Annotated in this window: 18 protein-coding genes; 11 read left to right on the top strand and 7 right to left on the bottom strand. The window is 58.6% G+C overall.

Annotated features, from left to right (window positions below; genetic code table 11):
• Positions 1-31: 31 nt before the first annotated feature.
• Positions 32-1135 (top strand): hypothetical protein, encoded by a 1104-nt coding sequence (locus tag RBT76_07930; GenBank protein MDX9857701.1) that lies wholly within the window; start codon positions 32-34, stop codon positions 1133-1135.
• Positions 1136-1925: 790 nt separating this feature from the next.
• Here the strand turns inward: RBT76_07930 and RBT76_07925 are convergent.
• Positions 1926-4916, bottom strand: coding sequence for a S8/S53 family peptidase (locus tag RBT76_07925; protein ID MDX9857700.1), 2991 nt, complete (start codon positions 4914-4916; stop codon positions 1926-1928).
• 143 nt (positions 4917-5059) lie between these two features.
• Between RBT76_07925 and RBT76_07920 the strand changes: the two genes are divergently transcribed.
• Positions 5060-5572, top strand: coding sequence for a DUF6125 family protein (locus RBT76_07920; protein MDX9857699.1), 513 nt, complete (start codon positions 5060-5062; stop codon positions 5570-5572).
• Between the two features lie 45 nt (positions 5573-5617).
• Here the strand turns inward: RBT76_07920 and RBT76_07915 are convergent, their stop codons facing one another.
• Together RBT76_07915 and RBT76_07910 are read right to left on the bottom strand one after the other, a co-directional pair.
• Entirely contained in the window at positions 5618-6079 is a 462-nt protein-coding gene (locus tag RBT76_07915) for a GNAT family N-acetyltransferase (protein MDX9857698.1), read from the bottom strand.
• 17 nt (positions 6080-6096) lie between these two features.
• Positions 6097-7047: an SDR family oxidoreductase gene (locus tag RBT76_07910; protein MDX9857697.1), complete on the bottom strand. Its 951-nt coding sequence runs from the start codon at positions 7045-7047 to the stop codon at positions 6097-6099.
• A 273-nt stretch (positions 7048-7320) separates the two neighbouring features.
• Here RBT76_07910 and thpR point away from each other — a divergent pair, with 273 nt between their 5' ends.
• From thpR to RBT76_07895, 3 genes are all read left to right on the top strand, one after another.
• Positions 7321-7905, top strand: a complete 585-nt coding sequence (thpR, locus tag RBT76_07905; GenBank protein MDX9857696.1) for an RNA 2',3'-cyclic phosphodiesterase — start codon at positions 7321-7323, stop codon at positions 7903-7905.
• Positions 7889-8308 carry a secondary thiamine-phosphate synthase enzyme YjbQ gene (locus RBT76_07900; protein ID MDX9857695.1) on the top strand — a complete coding sequence of 140 codons (420 nt, stop codon included), beginning with the start codon at positions 7889-7891 and terminating at the stop codon, positions 8306-8308. Before thpR ends, RBT76_07900 begins: the two co-directional genes overlap by 17 nt.
• A 104-nt stretch (positions 8309-8412) precedes the next feature.
• Positions 8413-10536 (top strand): S9 family peptidase, encoded by a 2124-nt coding sequence (locus RBT76_07895; GenBank protein MDX9857694.1) that lies wholly within the window; start codon positions 8413-8415, stop codon positions 10534-10536.
• A 72-nt stretch (positions 10537-10608) separates the two neighbouring features.
• Here RBT76_07895 and RBT76_07890 read toward each other — a convergent pair whose 3' ends face one another.
• The 4 genes from RBT76_07890 to RBT76_07875 form a co-directional block, all read right to left on the bottom strand.
• Entirely contained in the window at positions 10609-11217 is a 609-nt protein-coding gene (locus RBT76_07890) for a hypothetical protein (protein ID MDX9857693.1), read from the bottom strand.
• A gap of 75 nt (positions 11218-11292) precedes the next feature.
• Positions 11293-12060: an ROK family protein gene (locus RBT76_07885; protein ID MDX9857692.1), complete on the bottom strand. Its 768-nt coding sequence runs from the start codon at positions 12058-12060 to the stop codon at positions 11293-11295.
• An 81-nt stretch (positions 12061-12141) separates the two neighbouring features.
• The gene (locus RBT76_07880; protein MDX9857691.1) at positions 12142-12639 is read right to left on the bottom strand and encodes a ferritin; all 498 of its coding nucleotides are present in this window, start codon (positions 12637-12639) and stop codon (positions 12142-12144) included.
• A gap of 192 nt (positions 12640-12831) precedes the next feature.
• Positions 12832-14265: a T9SS type A sorting domain-containing protein gene (locus RBT76_07875; protein MDX9857690.1), complete on the bottom strand. Its 1434-nt coding sequence runs from the start codon at positions 14263-14265 to the stop codon at positions 12832-12834.
• A gap of 308 nt (positions 14266-14573) precedes the next feature.
• On the opposite strand from RBT76_07875, the gene RBT76_07870 reads away from it, so the two are divergent.
• The 6 genes from RBT76_07870 to RBT76_07845 all read left to right on the top strand — a co-directional run bounded on the left by RBT76_07870 (position 14574) and on the right by RBT76_07845 (position 21193).
• The gene (locus RBT76_07870) at positions 14574-15095 is read left to right on the top strand and encodes a DUF4402 domain-containing protein (protein ID MDX9857689.1); all 522 of its coding nucleotides are present in this window, start codon (positions 14574-14576) and stop codon (positions 15093-15095) included.
• Between the two features lie 552 nt (positions 15096-15647).
• On the top strand, positions 15648-16142 hold the full coding sequence (locus tag RBT76_07865; GenBank protein MDX9857688.1) for a DUF4402 domain-containing protein: 495 nt from the start codon (positions 15648-15650) through the stop codon (positions 16140-16142).
• A gap of 179 nt (positions 16143-16321) precedes the next feature.
• Positions 16322-16870, top strand: coding sequence for a hypothetical protein (locus RBT76_07860; protein MDX9857687.1), 549 nt, complete (start codon positions 16322-16324; stop codon positions 16868-16870).
• Between the two features lie 203 nt (positions 16871-17073).
• The gene (locus RBT76_07855; protein ID MDX9857686.1) at positions 17074-17634 is read left to right on the top strand and encodes a hypothetical protein; all 561 of its coding nucleotides are present in this window, start codon (positions 17074-17076) and stop codon (positions 17632-17634) included.
• A 77-nt stretch (positions 17635-17711) separates the two neighbouring features.
• The gene (locus tag RBT76_07850; GenBank protein ID MDX9857685.1) at positions 17712-18578 is read left to right on the top strand and encodes a hypothetical protein; all 867 of its coding nucleotides are present in this window, start codon (positions 17712-17714) and stop codon (positions 18576-18578) included.
• A gap of 158 nt (positions 18579-18736) precedes the next feature.
• Complete coding sequence (locus RBT76_07845) at positions 18737-21193, top strand: hypothetical protein (GenBank protein ID MDX9857684.1); 2457 nt, start codon at positions 18737-18739, stop codon at positions 21191-21193.
• The last annotated feature ends 15 nt before the right edge of the window (positions 21194-21208 follow it).

The raw sequence follows: 21208 nt of genomic DNA, 5'->3' as shown, positions 1-21208 counted from the left end.
GCGAACAAGATGTCCTCCGGGGGGAGCGGCCATGCCGACTACGGCGGCAATCCTGATATCCCGACAATCGCGATACCCCGACGGTTCAACCGGCTGGGTAAGACATGCTGCCCTCGCCGTCGACTGGATCCGGCACCGTGGATATACCCTTGTCTCCTCTGTCGGCCTGCAGACCTGGGAGATGATTACCTCGCTCGGATCGCTCGCACGCCTGCCCATGCACCTGCACGTGCCCTGCGGCGCCCACGATGATCCCTCCAGGATCGATGCCGATATCACCGCGCAGTTTGCGCTCGATCGGCGTTTGGTTTCCTTCCGGTGGGTAACCGTCGACTCGACCGCGATATCAAAACACGAACTCCTGCAGACACGTGATCGGTCAGTCATCGGCGCCGCCGACTTCCTCCTGCCGGTTGCGGTGCGAACGGGTGGCTCCATAGAATCGCACATCGCCACACGCCGCCCCGACCAGCTGCTGGATCGGTCCTTCCACTACGATGGGCAAGATCGATCGACTGTGAAAGGCTACGTGCTTGAGCCTGACAGATTGGACCCGGCCGTTGAATCCGCCGCCCGCGGTTTTCTCATTCACTGGACCCGAACGTCAAATGGCCCGTGGCCCGGAGAGCGTGCTGTCGACTACTATCGCGATGTCGTGCACTCGACGTGCTACCCGCGCTCGGCGCTGGATACCCTTCTACGCATCGCACACTCGCGCCTGCTGCGTCCGTCCGCCCGCCACATGCCCGGCAATACGCCGACCGTCTCCCTGAGCGGGCTCTCGCCGAACGACGCCGTGCCGCTGATGCGGTGGCGGACACGGTACGGGCAGATGAGCTTTGAACCATATGGTATCGGCATCCGCGAATCAGCCGCCCGTCGGCTGAGCGTCGTTCCGGTAACCTATTATGACGCCGACAACCGCCCAACAGGACTGCGCGGCGATACATGGATGACACAATCACGGGGGAGAATCACCGATTGGCGAAACGAAAATGAGTACCGACATCGAGGCGACCTGAACTTCTCCGACCTTGAACCGAGCGATCTCCGATTATTTTGCCGTCGCCCTGCAGAAGTACCTCGCCTCCACGATGCCACCGGCATCGATACATATGCTCTTTTCTCAGAGTAGACCCGGTTGCATTCTACGCGTCAACCATGTCGTAGACATCGTGCTTGTCGTACGTCCTCGTGCGCCACACAGCAATCCCCCGACCCGTGCGTGGTGTACGTCCCCGTGCACCACACAGCAATCCCCCGACCCGTGCGTGGTGTACGTCCCCGTGCGCCACACCGCAATCCCCCCGACGCGTGCGTGGTGTACGTCCCCGTGCGCCACACAGCAATCCCCCGACGCGTGCGTGGTGTACGTCCTCGTGCACCACACCGCAATCCCCCCGACGCGTGCGTGGTGTACGTCCTCGTGCGCCACACCGCAATCCCCCGACCCGTGCGTGGTGTACGTCCTCGTGCACCACGCGTCCCGCCGGTGCAGCGTCACGTGAGCCCCGAGTAGCCCGGGGTCGCCCATAGCTTGGCATGGGTTCTCTGACTAGACCTTCGTCGTCTGCGTCGTCACGCACGTGTCTCCGCAAATCAATCCCCCGCACTTTCGCTACGCCATCGATGGTAAAAACTTCACTACCCCCCTATGTAGAGACTGCGGCGCCGCATGGCGGCCGCGCCACCAAAAGAGGAAAACAAAAAAATGGGGGCCCCCTAAAAATGATAAAACGAACCTATTTCGATGTAACTCGCTCGCAATGAGACTTGTACAACGGTTTTTTTGTTCCGGGCGGTGCCATTGGGCGAAAGCAGCCGGACCTGTTCAGCCGCACCCATCCCGATCGCAACACACGTTGCGGCATGGGGATGCGCGGTATCTCACCGGCCGACCGAGGCGCGCGACAATTCGGCCGAACTTACTTCAGCAGAAGCATCTTGCGCGATGCCGAGAAATCGCCCGCCGTCACTTTGTAGAGATACGCACCCGATGCCAGTCCGCTGCCGTCCCATTCGATCACCACTGTGCCCGCGACCGAATGGCCGGCAATTTCATCCACTGTCTGGCCGAGCGCATTGAAGACCTGCAGGCGATACTCGCCGGCGCGCGGCACATCAAACGAGATCGTGGTGGTCGGGTTGAACGGGTTCGGATAGTTCTGACGCAGGGCAAAGGTCGATGGCACCTCCGGCGGATCGGGCTGGGCGACATCGGTCGCCGCCTTGATTTCGGCATACTTGACGGCCGACTGCGCGGCGGCCAGTTCGAGCTCACCCAGATTGTCGCCGGCGATCACGGCGAATGCGACCGTATCGCGCGCGCCGGGAGCAAGGTTCATCGGCCCCGCACCCATCACCTGAAGGAGATTCTGCCGTGCGGATGCAAACTTCGTGAACGACAGCGTATCGTTCAACAACTGCAGCGCTTTTTCCCGCTCGCTGAACCCGTCACCGCCGAACGAGGGTACGGCCACAAGACTGTCGAGAACCGTCTGCGCCGACGAAAACGTGCCTTCGAGCAGTTTCATTCCCCTGAAATGGCTCAGGTCCGGCGTGCCGAGACTCGCGTTGTACGCCATCCACGCGTACTCCTCAGTCGTATTGTAGCCGCCGGCGTTGTAGTTGTAGTCAAACACATCCCAGTCGAGCAGAAGCCCGAGGCGAACATTGCTGATCGTCGTGTCCTGTTCGTTGACGAGAATGTACCGAAGTATGACGAAATCATCGTCCGGTGCGGCGAAGCTGTAACTCTCCTGAATTATCCGCACGCCGATCGGATTGACCGCGTTGTCATCGATAAACGCCGACAACGACTGCTGGTCGGCCACCGGTCCGGGTTCGTAAAAACGCATGACGCCGTCGTTCGCCGGTTTGAAATCGTTATCCGATGCGTAGATGTAGCTGTGGAGGCCGCTCGATGCCTGCAGCAGCGAGGTGCTCAGGATCACCCCGGCTTCCCACAGGTAGTTGCTGCCACCCTTGTAGGTAAACCCCGCACCCTGCAGCGGCATCATCGAAAGCGGTCCCATCCCGTACGTGCCGAAATTCGAGACGCTGAACCGGATCGTCCCGTTGTCGTGCGTGACAACCGAGCGATAGCGACTGGGGGAGACCAGCACGCTCAGCGTCATCGGTATCGGGGCCTGACCGTCAATCGACAGATCAAACGGCAATGCGTAGATGGAACTGATCGGTACCTCGTCGGATACGGCGATCCGAATCGTCTGCGGCGCGCTCACCGTGTCACCTTCGCCGATCGTACCAAACGTCACCGAGCCGTTCAGCACGGTCAAAAGCGGGTTGGCGCTGGTCAGAAGGCCCGATACGTTTGCCGCGGCCGCACCCGTGTTCTGAAGCGTGAGGATGCCCTCCAAGGTATCGCCGGGGGCGACATCCGGGTGCGAGAACGCATATATCCGGACGTTGGGCTCGCTGTTGGTGACAGAAAGCGCGTTCAGCGCCGCCAGGCAGTCGACCTCGCCCCAGCCGCTCGAATCGTTCGCAGCGCCGGGGAAGTTGGTTCGGCTCGTCGATGTCAGGATAGCCGTCTTGATCTGATCGACCGTGGCATTCGGGTTTTTCTGACGAAGCAACGCGACAAGGCCCGCTACCTGCGGAGCCGAAAACGACGTGCCGTTCAAGCTGCTGTAGCCTCCGCCGGGCGTCGTCGTGCGAACCGCATACCCCGGAGTCACGACATTCGGCTTGTGACGGCCGAGATTGCAGTCCGATGGTCCCCGGGAAGAGAAGCTTGCGATTCCAACCGAGTCAGGAGCGAGTGGAGGACCGAAAACACGTGTCGCGCCGACAGCGAAGCAGTCTATCGAATCCAGCGCCCGGTTGGCGGGGTTGGCAATCGTCTGAGAACCCGGTCCGCTGTTGCCGGCCGCGAAGATATTCACGATTCCGAGAGCTTCCGTGTTCTCGATCGCATCGAAGAAAATGTCCTCGCAGCTGATACTGTGATCGTTGCGATTGAAGCCCCAGCTGTGGTTGATGACATCGGGTCGGTCGGCTACTGTGTTGGGGTTGCCGTCCGGGTCGGCTGCCCATTCAAAAGCCTCAAGGAGCGAGTGACTGACAGAACTTGGAAGATCAGTGACCGCCGCTGAGATCCACTGAGCCCCGGGCGCGACACCGGTCGTGTCGAACGTGACCGGGTCGCAGCCGACCGCTACTCCAAGCACCTGTGTTCCGTGAAACGCATTATAGCTGCCGGTCACCTGGTCGGGAAAGGTGTCCTGGTCGACCGGGTCAAACCAGGCCGCCCGCCAGTCGCCGTCGAGCCCTTTCCAGCGCGCCGCGTACCCCGGGTGGTCGCCGTCGATGCCCGAATCGAACGTGCATATCAACCGACCCTCGCCGGTATACCCGGCCGCCCAGGCCGAGTCGGCGCGGATGTAGCGCATGATGTTGCTGGCGGCGTTGACCTCCATCGCCGACGACCCCGCCGTGCGGCTGTCCTCGGGGACGATCGACCTGATCTCCGGAGACAGGTAGATCGTCTCGACATCGGATCGCGAGGCGAGCGTCGCCAGTTCGCCGGCCGCAACGCGCGCAACCACGGTGTTGGAGATCCAGAAGCTGTGGATATCGCGTGCCAGCCCGCGTTGCTCCAACGCGCGAAGCTCGTCCAGCAGGCCCTGCTGCGAACCGGCGTGATCGGATTTGAGACGTTGTATGATCGACGCGTGTCGCGCCTCGGCCGACAAAGAACTCTCACTCGCCATTCGCTTCACCTCGGCCCGATATCCGGCCGAAGGCAGCTTGATCCAGACCGTGATCTCCTCATCGAGTGTCTTCGATGCCAGAGCGTCGGCGAGGTCACTAGCGAGTTCACCGGCCAGAAGACGTGCGGAGAAGGCCGATACACTGCACAGGAGGCACAACCATATGGCGAGCTTTTTCATCCGATTCTCCCTAGGATAGACGTATCACCGCGTTGGGTATGCAATGCAATAAGATAAACCTCGGACAACGACTTGTAAAGCGCGCGCCTCTGTCGTACTTTCCGAGTCAAACAGACAGGACCGTCAATTCCGGGAGGTTGTTGATGGCTGCGGAGACGAATCAGCCGAGTGTTGACCTGCTGAAAGGAATGCTCGAAGATTTCGCCAGGAACTGGCTCGCGCACGACGGGCTCTGGTTTCAGGCGGTCGAGCGGAAGTTTGGAATGGAAGCTGCTATCGAGTTGGACACGGTCGCCTGGGAGAAGTTCACGGTGATCGAAGCTCAGCGGATCATGGCGCGCCACGGCATCGCCGAAAACTCCGGGCTCGATGGCCTCAAAAAAGCGCTCGGATATCGCTTGTACGCCTTCCTGAACAAACAGGAAGTCCGCAACGAGACACCGAATTCTTTCGAGTTTTATATGGTCGATTGCCGCGTGCAGTCGGCTCGCAGGCGCAAACAGATGCCGCTCTTCCCGTGCAATTCGGTCGGCCTGGTGGAGTATGCGGGGTTCGCCCGGACGGTTGACCCCCGTATCAGGACCGAGTGTATCGGCTGCCCGCCCGACCCGCAGGCCGGAAGAGACTTCTACTGCGGCTGGCGGTTTTCAATCTGACTGGCGAGACCCTGACCTGCACTACCGCAGGACCGCGCCGCTGTGTCACTCCGGGACGTCGGGGATCAGCAGCCTGGTCATAAGCACGCGGTCGTGACATTCAAATCCGGCCCGGGAATAAAGAGCACGAGCGGTCTCGCGGTGATGTTCGACCTCGAGGTGCAGCGCCTTCACGCCGTTATCGCGACAATACGACTCGGCAAGCTGCAGGGCTTCGCGGCCCAGTCCAAGGCCCCGATGCGACTCCGCGATGTACAACTCGTCGATGAACGCATCGCGCCCCCGATACTCGAGACTGAAACCAAGCGTGACCGCGAGGTAGCCGACCACGCGGTCGCGTTCGCATGCCACCCAGAGCCGGCCAAGACGGTCATCGCCGATAAGCGCCGAGACGGCCCCGGCGGACTCGACTGCGTCGAACCGATAACCGTCCTCGCGGTAGTAATCCCGCTGGAGCAGAAGGACGGCGGCGAGATCGGAATCGGTTGCCGGTCGAAATCGCCGCATGAGGAGGCTCCGGAGTGTTACGACTTGACGGGAGTGCGCTTGTTTTCCTCGGTGAAAAACGTCACCGTCCGTCGCAGCCCTTCCTCGAAACCGACCTTGGGCTCGTAGCCTCTGGCTTTGAGTTTGTCGATCGAGGCAAACGAGTGTTTGATATCTCCCGCCCGGGGAGGCGCGTATTTCGCCTCGATGTCGACTCCGAGGATTTCGCGGAGCTTGTCAAGCAGGTAGTTCAACGTAAACTGTCCGCCGCACGCGACATTGAAAAAGTCGCCGGCAACACCGTCGGCGGTCGCGGCAAGCAGGTTGGCGTCAACGCAGTTATCGATATAGGTGAAGTCCCGCGACTGCTCGCCGTCGCCGAACACGGTCGGCGGTTCGCCCTTGGTCAGGGCCGCGATAAATTTGGGAATCACCGCCGAGTAGTAGCTGTTCGGGTCCTGATGGGGGCCGAAGATGTTGAAATACCGCAGGCAGACGGTCTCGAAGTTGTACAGGGAGTAATAGACTCGTGCGTAATACTCGTTGGTCAGCTTGGTGATCGCGTACGGCGACAGCGGAGACGGCGTCATACCTTCGTGTTTCGGCAGCTCGACGGTATCGCCGTAGACCGACGACGACGACGCCATTACCATGCGCTTTACACCGGCGTGGCGGGCGGCTTCGAGCACGTTCAGCGTACCGTCGATATTGACCACGTTGGAGGTCAGCGGATTGGCCACGGACCGAGGCACTGACGGCAGCGCGGCCTGGTGCAGGATGAAATCAATCCCTTTGACGGCCCTGGTGACGGTCCAGTAGTCGCGAATATCACCGTCGATCAGTTCAATGTCATCGACGAGGTCAACGATGTTCTCCTGACGTCCGGAAGAGAAGTTATCCAGAACCCGGACGGCCTGTCCTTTTTGGAGCAGTTTCCGGACGATATTCGACCCAATAAACCCGGCTCCCCCGGTGACGAGGTACTTCATGGCATATGTCCTTCGTAATTGATGTCCTTGCCAGTAATGTCGGCGCGGACCGCGTACTATTTACTAACGGGTTGCCGATGCCCCGATTCAGCAAGAGATAATCCACGATGGAATCTTGGAAGGCAACAGTTTAACGATACTGTAATGGAGTGAATCGGTCAAGGATGATTGTGGCGGGCGGGCCCCGTTTTTTGGCCGGAATTACGCTGGCAGTGGAACCGGTGATCGGCTATCTTGCGACTCATATGCGTGGGTGCAGTTTGGGAGACGGGGATGTATAGTCTGTTTACCGCGGTACCGCTACCGAAAAGCGTTCGCGATCGGCTGGCATCCATGTGCTTGGGACTCCCGGGCGTGCTGTGGGTCGATCCGGAACACATGCACCTGACGATCCGCTATATCGGCCAGGTTGATGGGGGGCAGTTTGAGGACATACGATTGGCGCTGGAACATGTCACTTTCGACCCGTTCGAGCTGACGCTGGAAGGTATCGGCTTTTTCCCTTTGCGGCGGCGACCCGAGAAAATCTGGGCTGGCGTGCAGAAAAGTGATGGCCTGGTGCACCTTCGGATACGGGTTGATGCGGCCCTTCGTCCGTGCGGGGTGACTCTCGATACACGAAAGTACCTTCCGCACGTCACAATCGGACGATTCGGTCCGGGGCCCGTCAAAAACGACAACCCCCAGCGGTTGGCATCATACCTCTCGCAATTCAGCCTGTTTCGAACCAATCCGTTCGCGGTAGACCGATTCGGGCTGTATTCCTCGGCCCGTTCCTCAGCCGGGCCGAGCTACTTGGCCGAGGCGTGGTATCCGCCTGATGCAGAAGGAGAGCTATCGGATGAAGCACTACCGTAAGGAGATGTGGTTCTCCATCCCGGACCGACGCGGGTTTGTCAACATTTCCCGCGACGTTCAGCAGGCGGTCGACGACAGCGGAGTGCGCAACGGCCTCGTGCTGGTGAATGCCATGCACATCACGGCCTCCGTTTTCATAAACGATGATGAAGCCGGCCTGCATGATGACTATGATCGTTGGCTGGAGAAACTCGCGCCGCATGCGCCGGTCAACCAGTACCGCCATAACGCTACCGGGGAAGACAACGCCGATGCACATATGAAGCGGCAGATAATGGGGCGTGAGGTGGTGGTGGCCATTACCGACGGGAAGCTGGATTTCGGCCCATGGGAACAGATCTTCTACGGCGAATTCGACGGCCGCCGCCGCAAGCGTGTCCTGGTGAAAATCATCGGAGAATAGTCATTTCGGTAAACTTTCCGACCGAGCCCGCGTACGTGTAGACTATGTTACCCGGAATCGACGGAATCAGCGAGCAGCATAGAGGCTGAAACAAAGGAAGGGATATGGTAACTCGACGGCTGTATGCATTGATCGGTGTATCGGCGCTTGTTCTCGCGCTTGGCGTCATGCTTGCCTGTTCGACAACAGTGACGCCGCCGAAGGCGCGCATCGAAGCGAAAGTCGATACCCTGTTCGGAGTGGAATTGGTCGACAATTATGGGTGGCTGCGAAATAAAGAGAACCCGGAAGTGATCGACTACCTGAAGGCGGAGAACGAGTACGCCGAGTCCGTGATGGCCCACACGGCGAAGGTCCGCGAGGATCTTTACAACGAAATGGTCGGCCGGATAAAGGAGACGGATCTTTCCGTGCCGGTCCGCGACGGCGAGTACTACTACTACACCCGCGACGAGCAGGGGAAAGAGTACAAAATATACTGCCGCAAGAAAGGTCAGGACGGGACTGAAGAAATATTGCTGGATCTGAATAAGGTCGCCGAAGGGAAAGACTATTTGCTGCTCGGTGCGTTTGAAGTCAGCCCGAACCAGCAGTTGCTGGCATACGCGTACGATACGGCCGGCAACGAGGAGTACACGGTTCAGTTCAAAGATCTCGCGACAGGGACGATGCTGGGCGACGTAATCAAAACGACATCGGGTGATATCGTCTGGGCGAACGACAATAAGACGGTGTTTTATACCACCGAAGACGATACCTACAGGCCCGACAAGGTGTGGCGTCACACCCTGGGTTCAATGGCGGCTGATTCGGTGATCTTTCGCGAACCCGATGCTGCGTTCTATGTCGGGGTCGGTCGCACACGCAGTGACCGTTACATCCTGATCGGGACCGGCAGCAACACTACCAGCGAGTACTGGTATCTCGATGCCGACAAACCCAACGCGGCACTCAGCGTGATTGAGCCCAGGAGCCACAAGGTCGAGTACAGCGTTGATCATCACGGCGACTACTTCTACATCACGACGAATGCCGACAGTGCAGTGAACTTCAAGCTCGTGAAGGCCCCTGTTGCCAAACCCGGTAAGGCGAACTGGGTTGATGATATAGCGCACCGCCCGGAGATCAAGCTCGACGGGGTCGATTGTTTTGCGGACTACATGGCCATTTTCGAGCGGCGCAACGGCCTGCAGACGGTCAGTATCCGTACGGTGGCCGATGGCTCGGTCGAACCGGTCCAATTCAATGAGCCGACTTATTCGGTTTCGCCCGGCGATACCCCCGAGTTCAACAGCACGAAACTTCGCTTGAACTTCCAGTCGATGGTGACGCCGCGCACGGTATACGACTACGACATGTCAACCCGCACGCTCGAAATGCTCAAGCAAACCGAGGTGCTTGGCGGTTTCGACCCCGGTCAATACGCCCAGGAACGTATATTCGCGCCTGCTCGCGACGGCGCCGACGTGCCGATGTCGATGGTTTACAAGAAGTCGTTGTTCAAGAAGGACGGAACCAATCCGTTGTATCTGTACGGGTACGGCGCCTACGGCATTAATTCCGACCCCTGGTTCTCGTCCGTCCGTTTGTCGCTTCTCGAGCGAGGTTTCATTATGGTAATCGCTCATGTTCGTGGCGGCGACGAGATGGGACGGCAATGGTACGATGATGGCAAGCTGCTGAAGAAGAAAAACACCTTCACGGATTTTATAGACTGTGCAGACTACCTGGTGTCGCAGCGGTATACGTCACACGATCGTATGGTCATCAGTGGCGGGTCGGCCGGCGGCCTGCTGGTCGGCGCTGTCGTGAACATGCGGCCTGATCTGGCAAAGATCGCGGTGGCCGACGTCCCGTTCGTCGACATCATCAACACCATGCGTGACGAGACAATTCCGCTGACCGTGATCGAATGGGAGGAATGGGGAAATCCAAACGAGGAGGAGTATTTCCACTACATGCACTCCTACTCGCCCTACGACCAGGTCACGGCACAGGACTATCCGTACATGCTGGTTACGGCGGGTCTTAACGATCCACGGGTGGCATACTGGGAACCCGCCAAGTGGGTCGCGAAACTCCGTACGACCAAAACCGACACCAACACGCTGCTTTTCAAGACCGTTATGGAGGGTGGGCATTTCGGAACATCCGGCCGATACGCCCAACTCAAGGAGATCGCGTTTGAGTACGCCTTCATTTTCGACGTACTCGGCGTGGAGATGTAAAGCGCGGGATAGCTCGGTGCTCTGAGGGGGACGGTCCACAACGACCGTCCCCCCTTCAGCATCATTCAGATTTCAGTTCGTTGTCGAGGAATTCAACAAAACCGAGCGCACTCGAACTCGTTCCGTATACGTAGGCGGCACCAACTCCAGAATTTCTATGCGGACGGGTCCTGTCCCCGGCGCAAACGTCCACCGCACGCGCGTGGACAATTCATACATCCAGGCCCGGTAGCGTTCACCCGCCACGGATATCAGGGAATCTGCGGCGACTACTGCAACCGCAATAGTCCGGTCATCGTATCCGCTGTAATAAGAATCGCCGGCTGGTGCGGGGAACTTGAACAAGAGTGACGGCGGATCCGCTTCCCACTCGTACGTGTCGTACACTCCGTCGTCGGCATTGCTCCACCAGAACCGCCAGGACTCGGCACCCGGACCGTCGAGCGACCTTGTCACCACCACTTCGTACCAATCTGTGCCCAGCCAGGTAGTCTGTTTGGCGACGTAAATCGAGTCGATGGCGCCGTCAATCGCGGTACCGTTGTCGTCGTACAGCTGACTGTCAAATCGCCACGTATTCCCGATCGCGAGCGGAAGCAGGTCCGGTGAACCGACCGGGGACGGGGAAGAGGTTGATTTGGTCGGTGCATCGTCGGTACATGCTGTCAGAACCGAGATCATGATTGCACAACATAGAAGGGCTTGGAGGCCGCGGCTCACGTGTATTGATTGGCAGTATCGCATAGGCGGCACCGATCATACGGGCAGGTCGACGGCCAGTGCGGCTCCCAGAATGCCGGCGTTGTTGCCGAGCGCCGCGCACTCAATACGCGCGCGCGTGTTCAGGTAGGGCCGGAACGACGAGAAGTTTTCGCTGACCCCACCGCCGAGGACGATTAGGTCGGGACTGACGAGTTTCTCTATCTCTTCAAGGTAGCGGTTGAGTCGCGCTGCCCAGGTGGGCCAGTCGAGATGTTGCCGGGTGCGAACCGATGCAGCGGCCAGCTTTTCGGCGTCGTCGCCGAGAAGCTCAATGTGTCCGAACTCGGTGTTGGGAAAAAGCCGTCCCCGATAAAAGAACGCCGAGCCGATGCCGGTCCCGAGTGTCAACATCAGCACAACTCCACCGTCGTTGCCACACTCCGAGCGTGCTGCTCCGAACCGAAGTTCAGCGAGTCCTGCCGCATCGGCGTCATTAATCACGGCGACCCGGTCCTGTACGATCGACCGAATCAGCTCCATCGCGTTCACGCTCAGCCACTGCTTCGATACATTGGCGGCGGAGAGACACAGACCGCGTTTCACCACACCCGGATAGCCGAGTCCGACCGGGCCGTGCCACTCGAGCTCTCGGATCATCCCGGCGATAGCGGAAACAGCCTCATCTGGGCCGGTGTCGAGGGACGATTCCCGGCGGACCACATCGGAGACCAGCCGGCCGCCGGTTACGTCGACGATTGCCGCCTTGAACGAGCTGCCGCCGAAGTCAATACCGAGTATGTGATGCAGGTCGGGTACGTCCATGACAACACTCCGGGAGTCAAAAGAAAACGGTCGCTATCCAAGAAAGCGACCGTTGTGAATTCAGCAAGTCAATTCTGGCGACTAGTCTTCTTCCAGCATCCGGTAGACACGGTTTTCGAGCATGAGCAGTTGACCGGGGTTTTGCGTGAGTTTTACCATTCCCAGCAACTCAGTCATCGAAGCTACCTCTTCGACCTGCTCTTCGACGAACCAATCGGCGAGAACGCGTGTCGCATGGTCTTTCTCTTTGACGGCCATGTCGGAGATCTCGTTCCAGTCGTTGGTGACCTTCTTTTCGTGCTCGAGCGCGCCGTTGATGATCTCCTCAGCGGATTTGTACTTGGTCTTCGGAGCGTTCATCGCCGACAGCACGACCGCCGCGCCCTGGTCGACCAGGTACTTCGCGATCTTCTCGGCGTGCTCGCGCTCTTCTCCGGCCTGTTTGTGGAACAGCTTGGCAAAGACGGTGAGACCCATGTCCTCAAAGGAGAAGCTCATCTGCTGGTAGATCCAGAACGCATAGTACTCATTGTTGACCTGCTCATTCAAGCGGTCAGCCATTTTCTTCGAGATCATCATCGTCGTGTCTCCTTATCGTTCATTGCAGTGTGATCGTTTCATAGTGATTTCTGAAACAGGCGTGGCTCGACGCCAGTTCCTCAATAAGAATCAATCCGAGCGAAAAGCAAGCGGATTTGCCAAGAGGAGATGAGAAACCGGAGAAGTTTGCCTGTGATTCGCAAAGAGAAATGAAATTCGATTTCAGAATGACTACTTCACGAGCACCATTTTCTTCGAAAGACTCGCTGATCCGGTGGAGAGCCGATAGAGATACACGCCCGATGCAACCGGTCTGCCGTGATCGTCGGTCCCATCCCATTCCACCCGGTACCGGCCGGCCGGAAGGAGACTCTGTGTGAATTGCCTCACCGTGTGTCCAAGGATATTGAAAATGGCCAGCTCTACGGCAGACTGGCTCGTGAGATCGAATGTGATTGTGGTGCTTGCGTTGAATGGATTTGGGTAGTTCTGTTCCAACGCCGCTGCGGCAGGCAAACCCGACGACGATTGCTCGAACACGGCGGTCATAGCGTCCCCTCGGATTTTGACCACGTAAACGTCGGAGCCACCATAGCTGTACGAGTAAGAATACCCGGCCGCCAGCGTATTGCCGTCCGCCGTCGGCACGACCGCCCGGGCATAGTCGGATTCGGTGCCTCCAATCGTACGGGACCAGACGGGGTCGCCGTCGTCCGTGATACGCGTGAGTAATATGTCGATCTTCCCTGCGCCACTCGATTCGGATGTGCCGGCCAGAATCCACCCATGGTCCGGAGTAGCCGCCACTGCGTAACAGCGGTCATCTTTAGCGCCTCCATACCAGTTCTGCCATAGCAGCACACCGTCGGCATCAGTCCGCGCGACGTAGCAGTCATAGAAACCTGAGCCGTACGAGGCGGTTGCACCCGCGATCAGGAAGCCCCCGTCGGCCGCGGCCTCGACAGCCTGCCCGATATCGGCACGGGACCCTCCGTAAGTAGCAGTCCATATCGTGTCCCCCAACGTGTCCGTTCTGATCGCATAGATACTGCTGTACCCGTCACCGAATGACCCAGTGGATCCGACCACGATGTATCCGGGATTGATGCCGGCAACGGTGCGAACCGCCATCCCGGTTTCACCGCCGGTTCCGCCATACGTGCGCTGCCAGCGTACCAGTCCGTTTTTGTCGGTACGGATAAGCAGGATGTCGTCATATCCCGCACCGGAAGACGATGTCGTACCGGCGATGATAAAACCACTGTCCGGCAGACAGCGGACAGAATTGCCTATGTCGTCTGATGTACCGCCGAAACTGCGGGTCCACATCACGTGGCCGGTTCCGCTCACCTTAAACAGGCAGACGTCGCGACCACCGTTGCCGAAAGACTGAGTCGACCCGACCACCACAAAACCGTCGTCGGCCGACGATACAATGTCGTAGGCGTGATCGCTGGAGCTGCCGCCCCAGGTAACCGACCAGAGCGTATCGCCAAGCGAGTCGAGCCGCAGAACATAGGTGTCATAATCCCCGGCGCCGAACGAAAACGTAGAGCCGGCCAGTACAACGCCATTGTCAGCTACCGGGCACATGCCATAACCGACATCGTTGAGCAGACCGCCGTACCCCGTCTCCCACATCAACTCCTGGCAATACACTGCCATTGGCGATGCCTGCGTCAGGGCAACAAAGCCCGAAATCGCGAGTATCCTGTTCAATTGTTGCACACTTACTGAATCGGCCGGCACGGGTCGGTTCTTAACCGTTGAAACCTGTTTCATTTCGGGCGGTAGGGGTCCATTCCTGCAGGCCACTCGCCGCTATCCTCCTTTTCACTTCACTCCGCCTCTTCATGACTTACCGTAACTCGTTCTTATGCAATGAATTGGTATCCGGGGAGGGGGCGGCATCCCGCTTGCGCGCCACGTGTTTCAAAACGGACATGAAACACTGTAGATAGAGGGTCATCTCGATGAACTCACCAGTGAGTAAAATTGTCGTAGCCCTGCTGCTGCTGGCCTGTGTATCGGGCGCTGAGGCGCAGGAGGTAGGGATAATTCAGGCCGTGGCGACAGTCGTGTCGTCGATGTCTGTTCAAGGCAGTCACGACCTTGACTTTGGAGCGGTTACCCCCGGAGTGCCGAAGTCAATCGACAAAGCAACGGTTGGCTCCGCCGGGGAATGGCAAGTTACGGGAGCGTCGCTGGCCGAAGTATCGGTGACCTTTGATTTGCCGCCGGCTCTGAGCCATGTGTCGAGCGGTTCTACCATGCCGGTGAGCTTCAACTCCACGGCCGCGTCGTTTGATGATGGCTCCGGGAGTCAGATCGCGCCAACTGGTGTGATTAACCCAAACGGTCCGAATGTGCTGAACCTCGGTGGCTCGGGTGAATTGTGGATTTGGATCGGCGGCACCGTAACGCCAGCCGTGTCACAGACCGGCGGCGACTATAGTGCGGACATAACGATGACCGTAACGTATACGGGGAATTGATCTTCGCACCCAGTCCACCGTCCTCTGGCGGGCAGCTTGACATGATTCGGATGAACGGTATCTTGGAATCGTGCACACATCACGATTTCCGGGTACCGAATGTTGACAAAAACTCAGTGGGTTGCGCTATACGTGTTGGTTATCGGTACGGCTATTGGTGCTTCCTTCGCCCAATCCGCGGACCGATGTCCACCCCTATCGGTCTCGTCGACCATTCGGGTCCGGGCCACCGTGATCTCGCCGCACGGCATCACGACTGATTCCGCGAGAGAAGTCCTCGATGTCTGGGCCACGCCTTCGAACGTTCCTGCTGTGCAATATCACACCTCCTTCGATCCGACAAGGACAAACCTTACGGTTTCCGAGGACACTTCGCCGCCTCACCGATTGCCGTTCGTTTACGGACAGTGCAGGATCCCGAAGGCGGATACCCTTTGGAACGGCGCTGATACCGTATTTGTCTCCGTTATCTACGCTGACCAGTAACCCAACTCTGCATCCTCTTGTCGTTTTGATGTTGCGTCGTGGGCATGGTACTGCGATGTTTCGGCGATGTATGCACGCCGAGTACTGACAAAGATTGTTCGAACGGCACCCGTTCTGGCGGCGGCAACAATGCTGCTGCCGGGGGTAGCTGTGGCGCAAAGCGTGGTGGTCAACCAGGACCTCACTTTCGGCTACGTGTATCCGGGAGTTCCGAAAGAGGTCGACCAGGCGACGGCTGGTTCGGCAGCAGAGTTTCTGATCACCGGGACAGCGGGCGATGAAGTCAGCATCAGCTTTGCGCTCCCCACTTATATGAGTCAGAACGGTTACACCATGCAGATATTGTTTCCGCAGACCGGTTGCGCTCTCGATTCCAGCTCCACCCCGGACCAATCTTCACCGCCTGTCGATGACCTTGATCCATATGATGTTATCACATATCGCCTGGGGTCTGCGGGCCTGACCGTCTGGCTGGGAGGAAAGGTAGTGCCGAAGCTTGCTCAGCCGCCGGGCGACTACTCCGCAGATATCGTTGTAACTGTCGCTTATACCGGGCTTTAGGACCGAATCTCCATCCTGTTCAAGAATCGATCAGAGTTTGGATCGTTCCCATAATTAATGGGCTTTCCCCCTGAACTTCCGCTGAGCGGCGTTCGATCAATGGATAAAGCGAACGCTGCGAGGCTCGCTGAATACAGGGATACGTACTTAACAAGGCTCAGATAAACATGGAGAGCAACATGGACAGGAAGAGAAATCATCGCGCAGTGTCGACCGTGACCGCGATCGCGGTTGGTCTGGTAATGGTCGTTACGGGTGCGGCGTTCGCGAACGATGTCGGCATCGGCAACGCGACAGCGACGGTTGCCACCGCATTGGCGATCACGACGCCGGCCGATCTCGATTTCGGAACAGTCTACGCGGGCGTCGCTAAGACGCAGGCCAAGGATGCTGCCGGTGCAGGCGTCTTTACGGTGACGGGTCAGCCGGCCCAGCCGTTCCAGGCGTTTCTGAACCTGCCGGAGTACCTGTGGGACAACACGTCGAAGCAGCGTCTCGACCTCACCTTCACGGACACGGATGCCGGTCTTGATCTTACCGGTAACGCCACGCCGGCATCGTACGTGGGCGCCGACTTTGATCCGCGTAACCTCGGCTCGATCACCATCGCTGCCGGCCAGACCACGGCAAACATCTTCCTCGGCGGTAAGGTGACCCCAAAAGCCTACCAGGCTTCAGGAACCTACACGGCCGACATCGTTCTGACTGTCTGGTACGAAGGTGACTGATTAGCAATCAGTTAGACAACAAGCTATAGTTTCGGGAAACCGGCCCCAGGGCCGGTTTCTTTTTGCCCGAGCCGGCTGCACCCCATTAGGGAAAAAACGCCAGCCTGTTAAGATTTTGCACAGTTGGTCGATCACATAAGTGACCAACGGTTCACCGCCATGACGGCCGGTGTACGAATTTTGAACAGGAGGCCAGTCGCGAAATGCATAGGCAGCACTTCGCAGGTATCCCGAATCGGCGGACTCTCATCGGCCTTGGTGCTACCCTGCTGATAGCTGCGGCGTCGACCACAGCAGACGACGTTGCTATAGGCTCGGCGACAGCAACCGTGGTGCAGGCGATAACCGTCAGCGCCACGGCTTCGCTCGCATTCGGGACTGTTTATCAGGGAGTCCCCGTGGCGATTGCCAACGACGATGCGGACGCCGGTATCTTCACGATCACGGGATCCGGCGGCGCGCGCGTGTTGATCTATTTCCAGTTGCCGGAGTATCTCTCGCTGTCCGACAACAGCGATCGCATGAATATCGTCTTCGGCCCCACCGGGTGCTCGATCGACTCGACCGGCTCCGGCAATCCCGGGGGCGCATGGGGCGGCGGATGGCCGGACATAAGCCCCTACGGCATTCCCTCGGGAACGGCGATCGGCGGCGGTGGTACTACCAGCGTCTATCTCGGAGGAACGGTCTATCCGCGAATCGGTCAGCGCGCCGGCTCATATGAGGCGGACATCGTAATCACAGTGGCCTACGAGGGCACGTGATTATGGTTGAGAAACCTCGCACCGTGGACATAGCTTGTAGCAAAGGGAAGACCACAGTACCGACAGGAAGTCCTGAGATGACAGTTACAAATACGTTCGTATCACGGAAGTTATTCACGCCGATCGTGACGATCGTCGTGCTGCTCGCCGGTATCGCCGTGGGCACCGCCACCGCAGGCGTGCTGGTGGCGCCGACAGTCGTATTTATCTCCGACAACAACCGGACCGGACGGCTGGAGGTCCAGAACACCTCAAACGAACCGAGGGAGATCAGCGTACGGCTGGCGTTTGGGCTGCCCGAATCGGACAGTCTCGGCAACGTGTATGTCCAGCTACAGGACAGCAACATAACCCATCCTCGTTCGGCGGTGGACTGGGTGAAAGCGTTTCCCCGAAGGATTGTCGTTCCGCCCAACGGTACCCAGGTCATCCGGCTGGTCGCGCGCCCGCCACAGGACCTTCGGGATGGGGAATACTGGGCGCGGATAGTCGTCACGTCGCGTGAGGGCGCCGGCAGCCTGCCGTCCCCCGGGGATGACGACCAGATTGCCACCCGGCTCAACATGGTGATGCAAACCGCCATCATGCTCAAGTATCGGAACGGCGATTGCGTCACTCATATGGAGCTGACCGACCGCTCGGCACGACTCACGGAGAAGGGCGCCGAGGTGATGCTGGGTATGCGAAACACCGGCAACGCCTCTTACATGGGCGTCCTGCGATGTGTGCTGGCCGACGGCGACGGCCGAACCGCGGCGGAGAAGGAGTTCAACATCGCGGTCTATGACGACCTCCTGAGGCGCGTCGACATGGAATTTGACCGCACGCAGTTCAGGGGACCGTTCACGCTCGATGTGAAGGTAACGAGCGAGGGGCGCTCCGACGTTGCGCGCGAAGATATGCTGGCGGGAAACGACGTCACCTACACCATGACGGTAGAGTAACGGAAAGCGACGGCATCCGCACGGAATGAGTATTGTCTATGCGCACACGATCCTGCATACGCACTGTACGTGTGATGTCCGCTGTGGTCTTCTGGACGATTGGACTCATTCTCACTGTTTCGGCTCGCGCACAACAGCCACAGCACGAGGAAATTGTTGTGACGTTCGAGGTTCAGCGCCTACTCAAGTCGGATCTGTTCGTGCTGTATGACGGCCAGTCGATTTTTCTGCCGCTGATCGAAACCTTCCGCATGCTCGATCTCAACGCACAGGTCGATTTGAACAACCAAATTGCATACGGCTTTTTCATCAATCAAAACCAGCGCTATGAACTGGATCTCAAAGCGCATGTCGCCCGCAGTCACCTGGGGGAGTTCGCGCTGACGCCGTCCGACTACATCACCACGCCGTACGAATTGTACCTGAAGATCGATTTGTTCGAGGCGTTTTTCGGGTTGGACCTGGCGTTCGATTTTTCAATGTTGCGCGTCTACATGAAGCTCGATCAGGATCTTCCCGCATGGCAGAAGCTCCAGCGCAAAATGGCCCAGGACAAACTTCGCCGGGAATCAATCGCGTTGCGAGATGTCCGGGACCTGCCGCTCAGCCGGCGATACCTTGCCGGTGGTTCGCTGGACTGGACGGTTTCTTCGAATCCGCTGGACGACGATCATTACTATGACGTGACGGCGGGGGGAGTCGTATTGGGCGGCGATCTGACCGTCGCCGCCTCCGGCAATACGGCGCAGGGATTGTCGGCCGACCGCATCAACCCGCGCTGGCATTACTATGTTGAGAATAACGACTGGATTACCCAGGCTGAACTCGGCAAGGTATCTACGCCCGGTCCGCTGGCCCGAAGTCTCGATGGCGGCTTGATAACCAACCGGCCGCAGGTGCAGCGTCAGTACTTCCAGACAGTCCGCCTCAACGGTTTTCTCGGAGACGGTTGGGAGGTCGAGCTCTATGTCGACAACAAACTCACCGACTTCATGTACACCAATCAGAACGGGGAGTACGACTTCAACCTCGACATCGTTTACGGTTCCTCGCTGGTCACACTCAAGATGTACGGGCCGAACGGCGAACTGCGAACCGAAGAGCATTTCATCGCGATTCCGTACAACCTGATACCCAAAAATGCCGTCGAATACACCGTTGCCGGAGGAGAAATCGACCGCGGGTTCGAGACCGGTACATTCGCCCAGGGGACCGCGTACTACGGTGTTTTGGATAACGTGACGGCGGGCGTTTCAGCGGACATCCCGGTGACCACGCCCGATAGTTCGAGGTTGACGATGGCGGCCGATGTCACATATCAACCGCTGACCAATCTCACCATTAACTCCCGATTCTCCCCGAATAATGAGGCCGGGCTCGCGGTCAATTTCAGCCAGTTATCGGTCATCAGCCTGAGCGCCGAGGCGACACGCTATTTCGAAAACCCGGTTCGTAATTACACGGAGCGGGACTACAGCCTCTCGTTTGCGGCGTCGGCGCCGCTCCGGATCAAGGGACGCTATTTTGGGTTGCGGTACAATGTACTGCATGAGGCCCGGCAGTCGGTCAGGACGACGAGCATGTCTTACGGGTTCAGCGCCGCCCTGCCGCTGGTGTCGCTGAACTACCTCGGACGGACGAAGCTGACCGCCAACGAGACGCGCACGTCGGCGATCACCAGCAGCCAGCTGATCGTCTCGCCGACTTTCATCCGATGGATTCGTCCACAAGTGAGGCTCGATTACGAACACGACACCAACCGGTTCAGCCGCTACGCCATATTCCTGTCGAAGCGCCTGTTTCGGCCGGTCCAGGCGACGCTGTCGTTCGAACGGAATGAACTTACCCGGTCGAATCAGTTTTCTGTCACGCTCGACGTCCTCACGGATTTTGTCGGCCTCACCAGCCGTGTGAGCCGCAGCAGTACGGACACGCGATGGAACCAGATGCAGCGTGGATCGGTGCAGTATGATGATGCGGCCAAAAGCGTTCGATTCGAACGGCGAAACCAGGTGGGATACGGCGCGGCAGTCGTCCGACCGTATCTCGATCGCAACCACAACGGCGAGTACGACGGCTCCGATGAATACCTGCCGGGCATGCGTGCGAAGATCCAGGGCGCCGGCGGACGACCCATGGGAAGAGACCGCGTCTACTACTACGATCGCCTTCGCGCGTACGACAACTACCTCGTTCAAATCGATCAGTACAGCCTGGATAACCCGCTGCTGAAACCCACGCACGAGAATTTCCGCGTTACGGTGAGTCCGAACATGGTGACGGAGATTAAAGTACCGGTCGTTATGGCAGGCGAGATCAACGGGTCGGTTGCACGCCGAACTGAGCAGGGCGACAACGGTATAGGCGGTGTTCGGGTATTGTTATACAATGTCTCAAAGGAAACGGTCACCGAAGTGACCAGTTTCAACGACGGGGAATTCTACTATCTCGGGCTGCTGCCGGGTCAGTACCGGGCCTATGTCGATCCGGCCCAACTGGAGCGGTATGGGTACGTGAGCATTCCTGCACAGATCGAATTCGATGTGGCGCCGGTCGATGGCGGCGCCGTTGTGGATGGCATAGACTTCGTGCTCGTGCCCACTGACGGACGATGATCAGACCCGGGCCGA

The organism is Candidatus Zixiibacteriota bacterium, assembly GCA_034003725.1.
Classification (GTDB): domain Bacteria; phylum Zixibacteria; class MSB-5A5; order GN15; family FEB-12; genus WJMS01.
Note: the sequence above shows the minus strand (reverse complement) of the source record. Positions and strands in the feature narration are given on the sequence as shown.